Annotated in this window: 17 protein-coding genes; all 17 read left to right on the forward strand. The window is 71.8% G+C overall.

The window, feature by feature from the left end; genetic code table 11:
• The coding region (locus VGZ23_17480; GenBank protein ID HEV2359384.1) for a hypothetical protein at positions 1-975 on the forward strand (975 nt) is incomplete at its 5' end.
• A 14-nt stretch (positions 976-989) separates the two neighbouring features.
• On the forward strand, positions 990-1,388 hold the full coding sequence (locus VGZ23_17485) for an OmpH family outer membrane protein (protein HEV2359385.1): 399 nt from the start codon (positions 990-992) through the stop codon (positions 1,386-1,388).
• A gap of 13 nt (positions 1,389-1,401) precedes the next feature.
• Positions 1,402-2,418 carry a UDP-3-O-(3-hydroxymyristoyl)glucosamine N-acyltransferase gene (lpxD, locus tag VGZ23_17490; GenBank protein HEV2359386.1) on the forward strand — a complete coding sequence of 339 codons (1,017 nt, stop codon included), beginning with the start codon at positions 1,402-1,404 and terminating at the stop codon, positions 2,416-2,418.
• Positions 2,419-2,422: 4 nt separating this feature from the next.
• Positions 2,423-3,247: a UDP-3-O-acyl-N-acetylglucosamine deacetylase gene (gene lpxC, locus VGZ23_17495; GenBank protein HEV2359387.1), complete on the forward strand. Its 825-nt coding sequence runs from the start codon at positions 2,423-2,425 to the stop codon at positions 3,245-3,247.
• Positions 3,244-3,771 carry a 3-hydroxyacyl-ACP dehydratase FabZ gene (gene fabZ, locus VGZ23_17500; protein HEV2359388.1) on the forward strand — a complete coding sequence of 176 codons (528 nt, stop codon included), beginning with the start codon at positions 3,244-3,246 and terminating at the stop codon, positions 3,769-3,771. The genes lpxC and fabZ overlap by 4 nt, the downstream gene beginning before the upstream one ends.
• A complete protein-coding gene (lpxA, locus tag VGZ23_17505; protein HEV2359389.1) occupies positions 3,758-4,591 on the forward strand; it encodes an acyl-ACP--UDP-N-acetylglucosamine O-acyltransferase in 834 nt (277 codons plus the stop codon). Before fabZ ends, lpxA begins: the two co-directional genes overlap by 14 nt.
• Entirely contained in the window at positions 4,588-5,403 is an 816-nt protein-coding gene (gene lpxI, locus VGZ23_17510; GenBank protein HEV2359390.1) for a UDP-2,3-diacylglucosamine diphosphatase LpxI, read from the forward strand. The genes lpxA and lpxI overlap by 4 nt, the downstream gene beginning before the upstream one ends.
• Before the next feature lie 3 nt (positions 5,404-5,406).
• Positions 5,407-6,603 carry a lipid-A-disaccharide synthase gene (gene lpxB, locus VGZ23_17515; GenBank protein HEV2359391.1) on the forward strand — a complete coding sequence of 399 codons (1,197 nt, stop codon included), beginning with the start codon at positions 5,407-5,409 and terminating at the stop codon, positions 6,601-6,603.
• A gap of 24 nt (positions 6,604-6,627) precedes the next feature.
• Positions 6,628-7,296 (forward strand): LPS export ABC transporter periplasmic protein LptC, encoded by a 669-nt coding sequence (gene lptC / locus VGZ23_17520; GenBank protein ID HEV2359392.1) that lies wholly within the window; start codon positions 6,628-6,630, stop codon positions 7,294-7,296.
• A 17-nt stretch (positions 7,297-7,313) separates the two neighbouring features.
• On the forward strand, positions 7,314-8,189 hold the full coding sequence (locus tag VGZ23_17525) for an LptA/OstA family protein (GenBank protein HEV2359393.1): 876 nt from the start codon (positions 7,314-7,316) through the stop codon (positions 8,187-8,189).
• 29 nt (positions 8,190-8,218) lie between these two features.
• Positions 8,219-8,956, forward strand: coding sequence for an LPS export ABC transporter ATP-binding protein (gene lptB, locus VGZ23_17530; GenBank protein HEV2359394.1), 738 nt, complete (start codon positions 8,219-8,221; stop codon positions 8,954-8,956).
• Positions 8,953-10,032, forward strand: a complete 1,080-nt coding sequence (locus VGZ23_17535) for an LptF/LptG family permease (protein HEV2359395.1) — start codon at positions 8,953-8,955, stop codon at positions 10,030-10,032. Before lptB ends, VGZ23_17535 begins: the two co-directional genes overlap by 4 nt.
• On the forward strand, positions 10,029-11,633 hold the full coding sequence (locus VGZ23_17540) for a glycosyltransferase family 39 protein (GenBank protein ID HEV2359396.1): 1,605 nt from the start codon (positions 10,029-10,031) through the stop codon (positions 11,631-11,633). The genes VGZ23_17535 and VGZ23_17540 overlap by 4 nt, the downstream gene beginning before the upstream one ends.
• Positions 11,634-11,635: 2 nt before the next feature.
• Positions 11,636-12,361, forward strand: a complete 726-nt coding sequence (locus VGZ23_17545) for a polyprenol monophosphomannose synthase (protein HEV2359397.1) — start codon at positions 11,636-11,638, stop codon at positions 12,359-12,361.
• Positions 12,358-13,278 carry a DUF3084 domain-containing protein gene (locus tag VGZ23_17550; GenBank protein ID HEV2359398.1) on the forward strand — a complete coding sequence of 307 codons (921 nt, stop codon included), beginning with the start codon at positions 12,358-12,360 and terminating at the stop codon, positions 13,276-13,278. The genes VGZ23_17545 and VGZ23_17550 overlap by 4 nt, the downstream gene beginning before the upstream one ends.
• Positions 13,279-13,294: 16 nt before the next feature.
• Positions 13,295-13,747, forward strand: coding sequence for a pre-16S rRNA-processing nuclease YqgF (locus VGZ23_17555; GenBank protein ID HEV2359399.1), 453 nt, complete (start codon positions 13,295-13,297; stop codon positions 13,745-13,747).
• A gap of 348 nt (positions 13,748-14,095) precedes the next feature.
• Entirely contained in the window at positions 14,096-15,892 is a 1,797-nt protein-coding gene (locus VGZ23_17560; protein HEV2359400.1) for an S-layer homology domain-containing protein, read from the forward strand.
• The last annotated feature ends 18 nt before the right edge of the window (positions 15,893-15,910 follow it).

Here is a 15,910-nt window from a genome sequence, read left to right on the forward strand (position 1 = left end):
ATCCAGGATCTCGTCGGGCAGCTCTCCGCGGTGGAAGCGTCGGCGAGCCTTCTGGCGCCGCAGTCGATCGATCTGAGCCCGCAGTTGCGCGCCGCGGCGCAGCGGGAGTCGACGCAGCTCACGCCCGAGTTCCGCCGGCGCATGGCCGCGGACGCGTCCGGCGCCGAGGCCGCGGCACGCCGCGAACTCGACGCCTACGCCGCCAAGGTCCGGTCCGACCAGCAGGTTCAGTTCGACGCGCAGCAGACGCAGATCCAGGCGGCGATCCAAAAGGCCGTCCTGGACAAATCGCAGGCGCTGCAGCAGGACGACGCGCAATTCCAGCAGCAGACGTTCGAGCAATACCGGCTGCCGCTCCTCAATCTGCACCTGAAGCTTGACGCCGTCCAACCGACCGACAAGAAAGACGCGGACAGCGTGGCACAACAGATCCGGGCGATGACGAAGGAGCGCGACGACAAGATCGCCGCGCACGACAAGGCCAATGCAGACGCACTCGCCGCGTTCCAGAAGCAGCAGCAGGACGCGTACACGCAGCAGATCAAGGCGCTGCAGGCGCAGCTGAGCGCGCAGGGGCAAGACCTCGTGAACAAGAAGGCCGCCGAAATCAGCGCGCGGCTGAACACGGATCTGTCGGCGAAGCGGACGCGGCTCACCACCGAACTGAACACCCGCATGCAGGCCGACCTCCGCGCGCGCCAGCAGGCGCTCATCGCGGGCGCCCGCTCGCAGATGGTCGCGGCGCAGACGCGGGCGGAGGGGACCCTGCAGGTCCGCGTGACCTCGCTGCAGGCGCAGATCTCGGAGGCGCGGGCCGAGCGCGTCCGGCTCATGGCCACCATCCTGGCGGATCTCCGCGTCGAGTCGGCCGCCCTGGCCCAGGCGAAGGGTTGGGACCTCGTCCTCACGCGGGCGGTCGACGCGCCGGACGCCCCGGACGCGACGGACGATCTGATCGCGCGCATCAAGAAGTGAGGGGGCGGCCGGGCATGGGCCTTCGGGGGGCGCTGCTCATCCTCGGCGCCGTGGTGCTCGCGAGCGGATGCGGGAGCACGATCGGCGTCGTGGACAGCCAGCGCGTGTTGAACGAAAGCGTCAAGGCGCTGCAGTACCAGCGGCAGCTGGACGATCGGGAGAAGCAGATGGCCGCCGAGCTCGACGCGCTCGCGCCGCAGGTCAGCCGGGCGGAGCTGTCGGCCCGCCGCGCCCGCCTGCTCACCGAACTCGGCCAGATGCGGCGGGATCTCGAGGGCCAGCTCAATCTCGAGATCTATCAGGTGGCCGGGCGGATCGCGCGGCAGGACGGCCTGCGCGTCGTGATCGTCAAAGGCCCGGCCCTGCACGGCGGACGGGACATCACGCAGCAGGTCATCGATCAGCTCAAGTAGGGGACCGCGACGCATGCGCCTCGCGGATCTTGCCCGGCATGTCGGCGGCTCTCTGAGCGGCGACCCCGACGTCGAGGTGGCGCGCGTCGCCCCACCGTCGGAGCCGGGCGGGGACGCGGTGGTGGTCGTGGCGGACCCGGCGCTCCTCCCCGCCGTCGTCGGCCGTGCCGCCGCCGTCATCGTCCGCGACGACGCGCCCGCAACGGACGGGCCGGCCATCCGGGTGCGCGATCTCCGCCTGGCCCTCGCGCGCGCGCTCGCGGCGCTCACGCCGCCGATGGGGCCGCCCCCGGGCGTGCACGCGACGTGCGTGCTCGGCGAGCGGGTCCGGCTCGGCGCCGGCGTCTTCCTCGGGCCGTTCGTCGTCGTCGGGCCCGACACCGTCCTCGGCGACCGTGTCCAGGTCCACGCGCACTCGGTCATCGAGGACGGCGTGCGCATCGGCTCGGACTCCGTCCTGCACGTCCGCGCGACGGTCCGGCACGGCTGCATGCTCGGCGCCCGGGTGGTGATCCAGTCGGGCACCGTGATCGGCAGCGACGGGTTCGGGTACGCGCAGGATGCCGCGCGGCGCCACGTGCCGATTCCGCAGGTCGGCTCGGTCGAGCTCGGGGACGACGTCGAGATCGGCGCCAATTCCGCGGTGGACCGCGCGACGCTCGGGGTCACGCGCATCGGGCGCGGCACGAAGCTCGACAACTACGTGCACATCGGACACAACGTGGAGATCGGCGAGGACGTCGCGATGGCGGCCGGCTGCTTCATCGCGGGCAGCGTGCGGATCGGCCATCGGGTGCTCATCGGGGGCATGAGTGGCGTCGCGGACCACCTCACGATCGGGGACGACGCCGTGGTGCTGGGCGATTCGGCCGTGACGCGCGACGTCCCGCCGCGCACGATCGTCGCCGGGCGTCCCGCGCGTCCGAGGATGCAGCATCACCGCGTGGGGGCGGCGGCGCAGCGGCTGCCCGCCGCGCTGCGGGAACTGGCCGATCTCCGGCGGCGGATCGACCGGCTGGAAGGACGGTAGGCGCGTGGGCGAGGTGCAGCACACGATCGCGTCGCCCGTGCGCCTGCACGGCGTCGGCCTGCATACCGGCGTGTCCGTCGGGATGGTCTTGCGTCCCGGCGAGGCCGGCGGCGGGATCCTGTTCCGGCGGACCGACCGCGGCGGGGACGCGATTCCGGCCGTCGTGGATCGGGTTACGGGAACGACCGCGTGCGTGGCCGTCGGCGGCGACGGCGGCGTCCGGACCGTCGAGCACCTGCTGTCCGCCGCCCGCGGGGTGGGCGTCGACAACCTCGTCGTGGACGTCGACGGCCCCGAGGTCCCCGGCATGGACGGCAGCGCGCTGCCGTTCGTCCGCGCGCTGAGGGAGGCGGGACTGCGCCCGCAGCAGGCGCCCCGTCGCACGATCCGGCCGCGGGCGCCGGTCTGGGCCGGCGACGGGAACGCGTGGGTCGTCGCGCTGCCCGCGCCGAGTCTCTCGCTCGCTTGCGTCGTGACCCTTCGGGCGCCGGCGGCGGGCGATCAGGCGGCCACGTTCGATGCCCTGGGCGACGATTACGAGGAGACCATCGCGCCGGCGCGAACGTGGGGATACGAACGCGACGCGGCGGCCCTGCGCGCGGGCGGGCTCGCGCTCGGCGCCTCGCTCGAGAACACGCTGGCGATCGGGGGGACCGGGTTTCTCAACGCGCCCCGGTTTGGGAACGAGCCGGCGCGGCACAAGGTGCTCGACCTGCTGGGCGACCTCTGCCTGCTGGGCGCGGATCTTGCGGCCGCGGTAATCGCGGTGCGCGCGGGGCACCGGCTGCACGTCGCCTTGGTGCGGGCGCTCCGCGCCGAGGAGGGATGAGGGTGGGGGATGAGCGGCCCCGTCGGGGTGCGATGGACGTCGAGGCCATCATGGCGCGGATTCCCCACCGCTATCCGTTGCTGCTCGTGGACCGGATTCTCGAGATCGAGTTCGGCCGGCGCATCGTGGGCCTCAAGAACGTCTCGGCCAACGAGCCGTTCTTTCAGGGCCATTTCCCCGGTCATCCGATCATGCCCGGCGTGCTGGTCGCCGAATCGATGGCGCAGGTGGGGGGCGTCCTGGCGTCGTTCCTGCCCGGGAGCGAAGGCTACATCGCCTACTTCGCCGCGATCGAGCGCTGCCGCTTCCGCCGGCCCGTGCGTCCCGGAGACCAGTTGATTACCGAAGTCGTCGTCTTGCGCGCCCGGGCGCGAATCGGCCAGATGCAGGCCACGGCCCGCGTGGACGGGGTGGTCGTCGCCGAAGGGGTGTTCACGTATTCGATGGCTCCGCTCGACCGCAGCGCCGGCGCCGCCGGCTCGCTTCGGCCCCTCAGCGAGGAGGCGCCGCGTGCCGGACGCTGAGCCGGCGCGCCGCGCCGGGCCGCGGGAGGTCGAGGCGCCCCCGGCCGTCCACCCGACGGCGATCATCGCGCCGGGGGCCGCGCTCGGCCGGGGCGTGCGGGTCGGTCCCTACACCGTGATCGCCGAGCACGTGACGATCGGGCCGGGCACGTGGATCGGGCCGCACGTGGTGGTGGAAGAGTGGACCAGCCTCGGCCGGGACTGTCGCGTCTTCTCCGGCGCCGTCCTCGGCGGACCCCCGCAGGACCGTCACTTCCTGGGCGAACGGAGTTATCTTCGGATCGGCGACCGGGTGATCGTGCGCGAGTATGTCTCGATCAGCCGGGCGACGGGGGAAGGCGCGGCCAGCACGGTCGGCGACGATACCCAGATCCTGGCGTACAGCCACGCAGGACACAATTGCCGCATCGGCCGCGGCGTGATCATCACGAACGCCTGCCAGCTCGCCGGTCACGTGGTCGTGGAAGACTTCGCGAACATCGGCGGCATGGCGGGCGTCATTCAATTCGCCCACATCGGCACGCTTGCGATGGTGGGCGGCTTTACGCGCATCGACAAGGACGTGCCGCCGTACATGCTGGTCAACGGCAACCCCTACCGCACCGTGGCGGTCAACCGGATCGGCCTCGAGCGGGCCGGCGTCTCGGAGGCGGCCCAGGCGGAACTGCGCCGGGCGCACCGCCTGCTCGTGCGGTCGGGACTCGACCTGTCCCGCGCGATCGAGAAGATCGAGGTCGAGTGCGCGGCGCTCCCCGAGATCCGCCGCCTCGTCGAGTTCCTCCGGGCGAGCCGGGAACGCGGCACGGGCATCCGGCGGTGACGGGCGGCCCCATCGGCATGATCGCGGGCCGCGGCGTGCTGCCGGTGGAAATCGCCGAGGGCGCGCATCGCGAGGGCCGCCGCGTCGTCTGCGTCAACGTGTTTGACGCCGATCCGCGCCTTCGCACCATCGCGGACGACTACGAGACCGTCGGGCTCGGGCGGCTCGGCGCGATGGTGGCGACGTTGCGGGCGCACGGCGTCCGCGAAGTCGTGCTGGCCGGCAAGGTCGACAAGCTCGCCGCGGCCGGGAGCGTGTCGCTCGACGAGCTCGGCATGCTGGTGGCCAGCCGGCTCACCGATTTCGGCGACGCGAGCATTCTCGCCGCGCTGGTGCGGGCCCTCGAAGACGCGGGGTTCGTCGTCGCCCCGCAGGCGCGCTACACACCGCACCTGGTCGCCGCCCCGGGCGTGCTCGGCCGGCGCGCGCCGTCCTCGGCGGAGGAGGCCGACATCGCGTTCGGGATGCGGATCGCCGCCGCGGTGGCGGCGCTCGACATCGGGCAGGCCGTCGCGGTGCGGCGCGGGATGGTCATCGCCGTCGAGGCCGCGGAGGGCACCGACGCGATGATCGCCCGCGCGGGCCGGCACACGCCGGGCGCGGTCGTGGTCAAAGTGGGACGGCCGCGCCAGGATCCCCGCTACGATCTGCCCGCCGTGGGGCCGCACACCGCCGCGGCGCTCGCCGCCGCGCGCGGCGCCGTGCTCGCGGTGGAGGCGCAGCGCACGCTGCTGCTCGAGCGCGACCGGCTGATCGCCCAGGCCGACGACGCCGGGATCGCGCTCGTGGCCGTGCCCCCCGCGCGGGGCTGACCCGTGGCCGCGGGGGACCGCCGCCGGCGCATCTTTGTCGTCGCCGGCGAAGTGTCGGGCGACCATCAGGCCGCGCGGCTCATCGAGGCGTTGCGGGGGGAGCGGCCGGGGCTGGAGATCGTGGGCGCCGGCGGCGGCCGGATGGCGGCCGCCGGCGCCCGAGTTCTCCTGGACACGACGGCCTGGGGAGTCATCGGCTATGCCGAGGCATACGTCCGTCTCCCCGTCTTTGCCCTGCGCTACGCGCGTCTCGTCCGGCTCATCGAGCGCGAGCGCCCCGATCTGCTGCTGCTCGTCGATTTTCCCGGCATGAACCGCGAGCTCGCCGCGCGGTTCGGGCACAAGGTACGGGTCGTGTACTATGTCCCGCCGCAGACCTACGGCCGCCGCACCCGCTCGGCGGCGCGCATGGCGGAGGCGGCCGTTCGTCTCCTCGCCATTCTGCCGTTCGAGGCCGACGCGTACCGGCGCGCCGGGGCGGACGTCGTCTACGTCGGGCACCCCGCGGTTGACGAGGCGCCGCCCGCTCACGCGGACCGAGGCTCGCCGGACGGCGACGCCGGCCCTGCCCCGCGCCTTGCGCGGGGGCCGGCGCCGGTGGTCGCCCTCCTGCCCGGCAGCCGCCTTCAGGAAGTTCGCGCCTTGCTGCCGCCGATGCTCGACGCCGCGCGCCGCCTCGCCGCGTCCCGGGCCGCGCGCTTCGTCCTCCCGCTCGCGTCCCCGCATCTCGAATCGGTGGTGACCGGCCGCATCGCGGCCTCCGGCGTGCCGGTGCGCGTTGCGGACGGACGCGCCGTCGAGACGATGGCGCCGGCCGCCGTTGCGGTGGTCGCCTCGGGTACGGCCGCGGTCGAGGCCGCCTGCGCCGGCGTCCCCACCGTCGTCGTCTACCGGGTGTCCGCGCTCACCGCCTGGATCGCGCGGCGGTTCGTCGTCACCGCCGAGCTCGAGCGCACGGGGTTCTCGATCCCGAGCATCGTGCTCGGCCGGCCGGCGGTGCCCGAACTCTTACAGGACGCGGTCACCGGGCCCCGGATCGCGCAGGAGGTGGAGCGGCTGCTCGATCCCGCGAACGCGGCGCGGGCGCGGGCCGATCTCGCCGAAGTGCGCCGCCGCCTCGGCCCCCCCGGCGCGGTCGCGCGCGCCGCGCGCGAGGTGCTGGCCGCGCTGGACAGTCGGGCGACGGCCACGATAGGATAAGGCAGTGAACCGAGGGAGTCTGTCATGAGCAACGTCTGGCTCGGCAATCTCCGGCGCCTCGCGCTGTGGGCGGTCCCGGCCGTACTCGTCCTGGCCCTCGTGTGGAGCGCCGTGCCCCGCGGCCGCGGCGACGACACCGGCCCGCCCAAACTGCCCGCCGTCCCTTCCGCCGCGGCGCCCGCGGGGGGCGGAGTTGGCGCACCGTCGCCGGGCGGGGATGGACCGGCGCCGCCCCAGGCCGGGACGCCGGCCCGCTCGACGACCGGGGTCACGTCCGGCGAGATCAAGCTCGGGAACCTCGTGGGCACAGACGGTCAGGGCCACATGCGCTGGCAGATTCTCGCCGACGACATGGTGCTCGGCCAATCCCAGCGGACGGTCGCCCTCTCGCAGGTGCGCGCGACCTTCTTCAACGCCGATGGGACGCACATGCGCGTCACGGGTGCGCACGGCGCGTACGATACGCGAACGCGCGAGATCACGGTCACCGGCGAGGTGCACGGGGTGACGAGCAGCGGCCGCGAACTGTTCGCGGATACCGTGTATTATTCGCCGACGGTCCGCCAGGTCGAGGGCCGCGGGCACGTCCGCGTCGTTCAGGAGCGCGTCATCATGTACGCGGACAGCATGGTCTCGGACCTCGCGCTCGGCCAGACGCGGTTTTTCGGCAACGTCCACATGACCCTGCGGTGACGCGCGGGCCCGGGGTCATGACAATTCCTGTCGCCCGCGCCCGCCGCGTGACCCTCGCGTGGCCGGTGGCGATCCTGGTTGCCGTCGCCGTGGTGCCGCTCTTCGGGCGGCCGGTCGCCGCCTCGGCGCAACCTCCCAGTCCGCTGCCCGTCGACGTCGCGGGCGCCGATACGATCGAGTACGACGCGGCGACCGGCGAGTACACGTTCATCGGCACGCGGGTCGTCGTGACGCGCGGCGACGAGCGGCTCGAAGCCCCCGAGATCCGCTACAACGGTGCCCGGCGCGAGGCCGTGCTGCCGCGCCACGGCACCATCGCGGGGCCCACGATGGGCCTCGAGGCCGATGCGCTGACGGCCGACTTGGGCAGCCGTCACATCCTCGCCGACGGCCACGTGCACGGGCGGTTCCTCGACAAGGGCGTCTGGGCGACCGTCACGGCCGCGCACCTCGTCGCGGACGACCGCCCGGACCTCCGGCGGGTCGACGCGGCGGGCGACGCCGTCGTCGTGCGGGGCGACGAGGAGCTGCGCGGCGGCCGGATCGTCTACGATCGCACGGCCCAGCACGGATCGGCGGACGGGCGCGCGGTCGCCGTCCACGGCGGCGACCGGCTCGAAGCCGATCACATCGAAGGCGAGCTCGCGGCCCGGAACGGCGAGGCGACGGGCCACGTGGCGCTCGACCGCCCGGCCACGCACATGCACGCCACCGCCGACCGCGCCACCTACTCCGGCGCCGCGGACACGGTCGTGCTGCTGGGCCACGCGGTCGTCACACGGAACCGGGACCGCATGGAGGCCGAGCGCATCACCGTGCGCCTGCGCGACAACACGGCGGTGGCCGACGGGCATCCCAAGATTGTCGCGTATCCCGCCACGTCCTCGCCGTGAGCCGCGCCGTCGCCGTCGAGCGGGCCGGCGTGCCTTTCCCGCAGGAGGGGACCCTGCGCGCGGACGATCTCGTCAAGCGCTATAACGGCCGCAACGTCGTGGATCACGTCTCGCTGTCGGCGCGCGGCGGCGAGATCGTGGGGCTGCTCGGCCCCAACGGGGCCGGCAAGACGACGACGTTCTACATGATCGTCGGCCTGGTGCGTCCGGACGCCGGGCGGGTGTGGATCGGCGGCGTTCCGGTGACCGAGGAACCGGTCGACGCGCGCATCCGCGCCGGCGTCGGCTATCTCGCCCAGGACCCGTCGGTCTTCCGGCGCCTGACGGTGGCGGAAAACGTGCTGCTGGTTCTCGAGCAGCGGGAGCCCTCCCGGGTAGTGCGGGAGCGGCGGGCCGGCGAGTTGCTCGACGAGTTTCATCTCACGGACCTGGCGCGGCAGCCCGCCTGGACGCTGTCGGGCGGCGAGCGCCGCCGCGTCGAGATCGCGCGGGCGCTCGCGCTCGATCCCTCGTTTCTCCTGCTCGACGAGCCGTTCACCGGCATCGACCCCATTTCGATTCAGGATCTGCAGCGCATCGTCCGCTACCTCCGGGACCGTGGGCTCGGGGTCATCATCACCGACCACAACGTCCGCGAGACCCTCCAGATCACCGATCGCGCGGCGATCATTCACGCCGGGCGTCTCGTCGCGAGCGGCACGCCCGAGCGGATCCTCGAAAGCCCCGAAGCGCGCCAGGTCTACCTCGGCGAGGCCTTCCGGTTGTGACGCTGCTGGACCGGCTCCTGGTGATCGAAGTCGGCTCGTCGTTCGGGTATGCGCTCGGCCTCTTCTCGGTTCTGCTCGTCATGAACCATCTGTTCTACCTGGCGCGTCTCATCATCGGCCAGGGGATCGCGATCCGCGTCGCGCTGGTGCTCATGGCCTATAAGATTCCGTACTTCATCGCCTTCAGCGCCCCGATGGGGGTGTTGCTGGCGACGGTGTGGGGGATGGGGCGCCTCGCGGACCACAACGAGCTCGCCGCGCTGCGGGTGTCCGGCGTGAGCCTCCGCCGGATCGCCGTGCCGATCGTCGCGGCGGGCGTCGTCGTCGCCGCCGGCGTGCTCGTCTTCAACGAAGGCGTGGTGAGCCTCAGCGAGGATCAGTACCGCGCGGTGATGGGCGACGTCATGGCGCACGGGCCGGAGCTGCACCCGATCGAGAACGTGTTCTTCCAGGCGCCGATCCCGCAGGGGAACGCCCTGTACAGCGCGCACCGGTACGATCCGCGGTCCCGCACCCTCGAGACCGTCACGGTGGTGTACCTGACGCCGCGGCAGCCGTTGGAAGTGATTGACGCGGACCGGGCGATCTATCAGCAGGGGACGCAGTGGACATTTCGCACCGGCCACGTCTACGTGCTGTCGGCGGGCCAGATGGTGTCCACGACGTTCGACACGCTGCAGGTGACCGTGCCGCGCGCCCCGCAGGATTTCGTGCTGCCGCCGAAACAACCGTCGGACATGAGCCTGCGGGAGCTCGCGCGGGAGATCGCCCGATACCGCCGCAGCGGCACAAGCGTCCGCCCATTCGTCGGGGAGCTCAACACCAAGGTCGCGACCGCGGTGAGCTGCGTGGCCTTTGCCCTGCTGGCGGTCCCGCTCAGTCTCAGACCCCACCGGTCCGGTCCGAGCATGGGCTTCGGGATGAGCATCGGGATTCTCGTCGGATACTACCTGGTCGCGATTCCGGCCCAGCTGGCCGCGGACGGACACGCGCTGTCGCCCATCCTCGCCGCGTGGCTGCCGGACCTGCTGGTCGGCGCCGCCGGCGCCATCCTCCTCGCGCGGGCGGCCCATTGAGGCGTGAGCGCCTCCTGCTCGCCCTGGTCCTCTCCTTCGCGGCGGTCCTGTTTGTCTTTCGGCTCGGCGCCGGCAGCTTCTGGGACGTGGACGAGCCGCGCTACACCGAGGCCGGCCGTGAACTTCTCGTCTCCGGCCACCTGCTGACCCCGCACCTGAACGGCGCGCCGTGGCTCGGTCCGGCGCCGCTGTGGCTGTGGCTGCAGGCGGGATCGGGGGCGCTCCTGGGGTTTTCGGAATGGTCCGCCCGCGTGTGGGGGGCCGCGTTCGGGGTCCTCGGTGTGGCCGCCACGTTCGGGCTCGGCCGCGAATGGTTCGGCCCGAGGACCGGTCTGCTCAGCGCCCTCATCCTTGCCACCACCCTGGCGTATGCGGTCACCTCCCGGCTGGCGGTGCTCGATACGGCGGCCGTGACGTGGATGCTGCTGGCCCTGTGGGCCGGGTATCGCGGCTACCGCGATCACCGCCGCCGCGAGTACGTGCTGGCGGGACTGTTCATGGCCCTCGGGGTGCTGACGCGCGGCCCCGGCACCGCCGCGGTGCCGATTCTCGTCTTCGTGTTGTTCCTCGCCTACCGGCGCGGCTTCGGCCGCCTGCGCGAGGTCCCGTGGCCGGCGGCCGCGGCGGTCTTTCTGGCGGTCGCCGCGCCGTGGTACGCGGTCGAGGCCGGCCGGTCCGGCGGCGCGTTCCTGCGCGCCGCGGTGTGGGGCCACGCGGCGTCCCGGCTCGCGGCCCCGCCGGCGGCCCACGCCGCCGCCTTCGTCACCGGGATCGGCGTCCTGGCGATCGGCGCCGTGCCGTGGACCGCGTTTCTGCCGGGCGCCGCCGCCTACCATTATCTCCGGCGGTGGCAGGACGGCAGTCTCCTCTGTCTCCTGTGGGGCGGGCTCGTGCTGCTGCTGGCGGTCGCCGTCGGCGAAGGCGTGCCGGCCGACGTCCTGCCGGCGTTTCCGGTGGCGGCCATCGCCGTCGGCCGGCTGTGGGAAGAGTTTCTCTTCGAGGGGGCGGGCCGGCTCGGGCGGACGCTCGCGACGTCGTTCGCGCTGCAGATCGGCGTAGTGGTGCTGCTCGTCGTGGCCGCGGCCACGTTCGCGACCGCGCGGTATCCGCGCGAATTCGCGGCCGTCCGCGATTTCCTGCTCGCACCGGTCGGTGCACTCGTGCTCGGCACCGGCGTGACGACGGTGCTGTTCCGTCTGCGCCGGTACACCGCGGCGTTCCTGTCGCTGCCGGCGACGACGGCGGTGTTCCTCGGCATCCTCTACACCGGCACGCTGCCGGCGGTCGAGACGCAGAAGCCCATCAAGCCCCTCGCGGCCGCGCTGCGCCCGCGGCTGCGTCCCGGCGATCGGGTGGTCGCGTACATGGTCGAGGCCCCCGCCGCGCTGGTGTTCTACTCGCGCCATCTCGTCGAGCAGGCGGGCGATCCGGCGGCCCTCCGGCGGGATCTGTGCGCGCCCGGGCGCGCGTTCCTCGTCGCGCGCCGCGACGACCTGGCCGGCGTCGCCGGGCTGCCGCCGGGCCTCGAGCCGGTCGATGGGTACGGACCCTACGTTCTCGAGGTGAAACCCGCGGGGCCGGCGTGCCGGAGCGGCTCGTAGGCGTGACCGAGCCGGGCGCAACGGTCGTCGTGCCGACCTACAACGAGCGTGAGACGCTCCCCGCGCTCCTGCGCGCCCTGGCCACGGCCTGCGGCGGGACGCCGGGAACCTGCGAGGTGCTTGTGATCGACGACTCCTCGCCGGACGGCACGGGGCAGGTTGCCGCTGGGGTGGCCGCCGAACTCCACGGCGTTCTTCCGATCATCATCCTCACCCGGCCCGGGAAGAGCGGACTGGCGTCGGCGGTGCTCGAAGGCGTCCGCCGGGCGCGGGGGCACCTCATCGTGGTGATGGACAGCGACCTCTCGCATCCACCCGCGGTGGTGCCGGCGCTGTTGCATGCGCTGGCCGCCGGGGCCGACATTGCCGTGGGATCCCGGTACGTCGCCGGAGGCGGAGTCAGGCGGTGGCCCTGGCGGCGGCGGGTGATGAGCCGGGGCGCCACCTGGATGGCCCGCGTTCTTCTCGGCGTGCGGGCCGCGGACCCGATGTCCGGGTTCTTCGCCGCGCGCAGGCCGCTCTTTGAGGACCCGCCGCCCTCGGGTCTCGGATACAAGATCCTGCTCGAGCTCCTCGTCCTGCATCCGCGGGCCGCCGTCGTCGAGGTGCCCTACGTCTTTACGGAGCGGGCCGGCGGCCGCAGCAAACTGGACGCCCGGGAAGTCGCCAATTATCTGCGCCTGCTCGGCCGGCTTCGGACCCGGCGCGCCGCGGGCCGGGTCCCATGAGCGTCGCGACGATCCTGATCCCGGTCCTCATCCTGGTGAGCGGCCTCGTGGCCTTCATCGGCAATCTCGTGGGCCGCGCCATCGGACGGAAGCGGCTGACGCTGTTTGGGGTGCGGCCGCGGTACACGGCGCAGATCATCACCGTGCTCACCGGCATGACGATTACGGTCGTGACCCTCGCCGTGGTCCTGCTGGTCAGCCAGGACGCCCGTCAGGCCCTGTTCCACCTGCAGGAAGTGCAGCAGCAGACCCGGCAGCTCGAAGCGCAGATCGCCGCCCAGCAGCGCGAGCTGCGGGCGCTGCAGGTTCGTGACATCATCTATCAGAACGACCAGGAAGTGCTGCGGACCGTCATTGACGGCCGGGATTCGCTCGCCGCCACCCGCCTCCGCGTGCAGACCTTTGTCGACCTCGCCTCACAGGCCGCGCGGCAGCGCGGGGCGGCCCCCGGGCCGGACGGAGCCACGATCGTCATTTCACCGCCCGGGCTCACCGTGGACATCGTGTCGCGGGACATCGCGGAGCGGGCCCAGCGCATGGTCGTCCGCATGATCGCGAGCGAGAACACGGTGCGCGGCCTCCCGGTCCACGCGACCATCCTCGTCTTTCCCGACGTCCTGGTCTTCAAGGAGGGCCAGACGGTCGCATCCGCGTCGGTCGACGGCCGCCGCCCGCGGCAGCAGATCGAATCGGCCCTGCTCGACCTTGCGGCCACCTGTGCCGCGGCCGCGAAGCGGGACGGCGTCGTTGCGCCCCCGTTCGCCCTGACCGGCGGCCCGGTCGATGTCCGCCTGGATCCGGCCGTGGTACTCGAAACGGTCGACCGCGTCAAGGCCGCAGGGGCGCCGACGACTGTGAGGGCGGTCGCGCTTCTCGACACCTACACCGTCGGTCCGCTCACCGTGACGTTCCGGTGAAGGAAGGGGGGGTCCGGTGACCGTACTCGGCATCGACCCGGGACGGGACAAGTGCGGGGTCGTGATCTGCGTCCCCGGCCACGTTGTCGCCAGAGCCATCGTCCCGCCCGCGGAGCTCCCGAGTCTGGTCGCGCGGTGGACGGCCGAGCATCGGACCGATGTGATCGTCGTGGGCGGCGGCACCGGATCACGGCAGGTGATGGCCGCGCTGGCCGGCCTCGCGGCGTCGCCCCGCATCCCCGCCGTCGTGATCGCGGAAGAGCGGGAAACCACGCTCTCCGCCAGGCGGCGCTACTTCACTGAGCATCCGCCGCGCGGGTGGCGGCGCCTGGTGCCGCTGTCGTTTCAGGTGCCGCCCGAGCCGTACGATGACTACGCGGCCGTGGTGATCGCAGAGCAGTATCTCGCCCGGGCCGGCGCCGCCGGAGGCGAGGCTCCCGCGAAATCGAACACCAGTTCGCTATCATGAGGGGGTAATATGAAGGTGCCCTTCAAAATTCTAGAGGAGATACGGTGGGGCTGTCGTAGACCGATATGGATGTGACGGGGGGAGCCGCGCCCTTAGGGCGGAAGCCGCCTGTGCGTTGGTTCTCGTCTTGCTTTAGCCATTGCTCTTGAGTTGTCACCCATATCCCAGCGGCCAGCGGCCGCATGATCTCTCGCCCGGAGAGGAGGGGGCGGTACCAGAGGGCGAGTGCCGGGATGGGGTGGACACGCGGGCCGTGGTAGAGGACGACAGGCGCGAGAAAACACGGTCACTCGAGCCTCACGCCTCTGCCCAGACCCGACATCGCAGCAGCAAGGGGGAATGGGCAGCATGAGACAGACTGCCGTAGCACTTGCGGCCGCGCTCGTGTTTGCCTTGGTCGCACCCGCGTTTGCGCAGCCGTTCGCGGACGTGCCCACGAACCACTGGGCGTACGACGCGATCGCTGAGCTCGCGGCGAAGGGTCTCGTCGAGGGCTACCCCGACGGAACCTTCAAGGGCGATCGGGCGATGACGCGGTACGAAATGGCCATGGTTGTCGCACGGCTGCTGGCCCGGATCGAGAGCATTCAGATCCCCGCTCCGGCCGGCCCGCAGGTGACCAAGGCGGACCTCGACGCACTTCAGCGGCTCATCAACGAGTTCCGGGCCGAACTGGCGGCGCTGGGTGTTCGCGTGACGGCGATTGAGGAAGAGCTCAACGCGATCAAAGCCAAGCTGGACAACGTCCGGATCACCGGGAAGTTGCGGTTGCGGGAGGACGTGGCACAGGATACCCAGGGCGGCACCGGCGTCGGCTCGACGGCCGCGTCACCCGGCGTGAACGGGAACCTGAGAACCTCCACGACCTCCGCCAGCAACGTGGCGACGGTGAACCGGCCGCGGGAACTCTTCAAGCTGGCCTTCGACGCCGCCGTGTCCCCGGACGTGCACTTCAACCTCGCGCTGATCAACTCCGGCGCCGGCTACGAGATCTTCAACAGCAGCGCCACCGGCGCCGGCTTCGGCAACGGCGCGTTCGGCACCGTCGATGACGCGTTCTTCCAGTGGAAGAACGCGTGGGGCTGGCCGCTCGAGATCCGGGTCGGCCGGATGGGCGGCGACCTCGGCGTGACCTATCCGGTCCAGTTCGGGCCCTTCGGGCTGATCATGAACACCGGCGGCGATACCTGGGAAGACTCGTCGTTCGACAGCGGCATCAACGTTGCGGACGGCCTGTGGGTCCAGTGGCATGCCGCCAGCGTGGCCGACCTGATGATCACGGGTACCGTCCTCCGGGTCATGGGCGGCACCGGGTCACCGCTCTCTCCGCTCAGCGGCGGCTCGTACCTCTTCGGTGAAGACGCCTACGGCGTCGACGCGAACATCCAGATCTTCCCCGGCCTGCGGCTCGGGGCGAACTACGTGGGCAACACGATCACGCCCGCGAACAACAATCCGGGTCCCCAGGGGTTCGGCAACGTCGCGCAATGGCATCTGTACGGTCCCGGCGGCGGCTCGTTCAACCCGGGGAACACCGGGGTGGTCTCGAGCAGTTCCTACCACTGCGTCACGAACATCGGCGCCAACGCGGTGGCAATGGCCGCGGCCGGATGGGGCGGCAACGGCATCGACTGTCCGGCGCTTGGCAACGGGTGGGGCGTGTACGTCATGTGGGACGCGTTCCCCGGGATTCATTTCGACGGCGAGTGGGCCCAGTGGACCGACTCGGTCTTCAACACGACCGACAACGGGTGGCAGGTCAACATCCATTGGGACCTCGGCGCGATGCTCGGGGTCGGCCACAAGTTCAGTCTGGACACCGGGTACCTGAACTACGGGCAGAACTTCTATCCGCCCTACGGGGCGGCGGAAGCCGACATCGCCGCCGCCGACGCGATCTACCCGGGCAACGCCAACGGATGGACGGCCGGATTTTCCTTCAACCTGAGCGATGCCTGGCGGTTCTACGGCACCGGGTTCTTCGGCAACAACGCCAGCAACGGTCAGCAGGCCCAGGACTGGGAGGCCGGGATTGTCTACTCGTTCGCACCGTCGGCGTCGATCACGTTCAAGTATCGGACGCTGAGCATGGGCGGCGTCTCTCAGTTTAACCTGTACCGGGCGCAGTTGGACTACAGCTTCTAGCCGAACTCGGCTGTCCGG

The organism is bacterium (genome assembly GCA_035945995.1).
Classification (GTDB): Bacteria; Sysuimicrobiota; Sysuimicrobiia; order Sysuimicrobiales; family Segetimicrobiaceae; genus DASSJF01.

Coding starts and splice junctions, on each gene's coding strand:
- lptC (HEV2359392.1), top strand. CDS start 6,628: ATGAGCAACGTCTGGCTCGGCAATCTCCGGCGCCTCGCGCTGTGGGCG.
- VGZ23_17550 (HEV2359398.1), top strand. CDS start 12,358: ATGAGCGTCGCGACGATCCTGATCCCGGTCCTCATCCTGGTGAGCGGC.
- VGZ23_17485 (HEV2359385.1), top strand. CDS start 990: ATGGGCCTTCGGGGGGCGCTGCTCATCCTCGGCGCCGTGGTGCTCGCG.
- fabZ (HEV2359388.1), top strand. CDS start 3,244: ATGAGGGTGGGGGATGAGCGGCCCCGTCGGGGTGCGATGGACGTCGAG.
- lpxD (HEV2359386.1), top strand. CDS start 1,402: ATGCGCCTCGCGGATCTTGCCCGGCATGTCGGCGGCTCTCTGAGCGGC.
- VGZ23_17525 (HEV2359393.1), top strand. CDS start 7,314: ATGACAATTCCTGTCGCCCGCGCCCGCCGCGTGACCCTCGCGTGGCCG.
- VGZ23_17560 (HEV2359400.1), top strand. CDS start 14,096: ATGAGACAGACTGCCGTAGCACTTGCGGCCGCGCTCGTGTTTGCCTTG.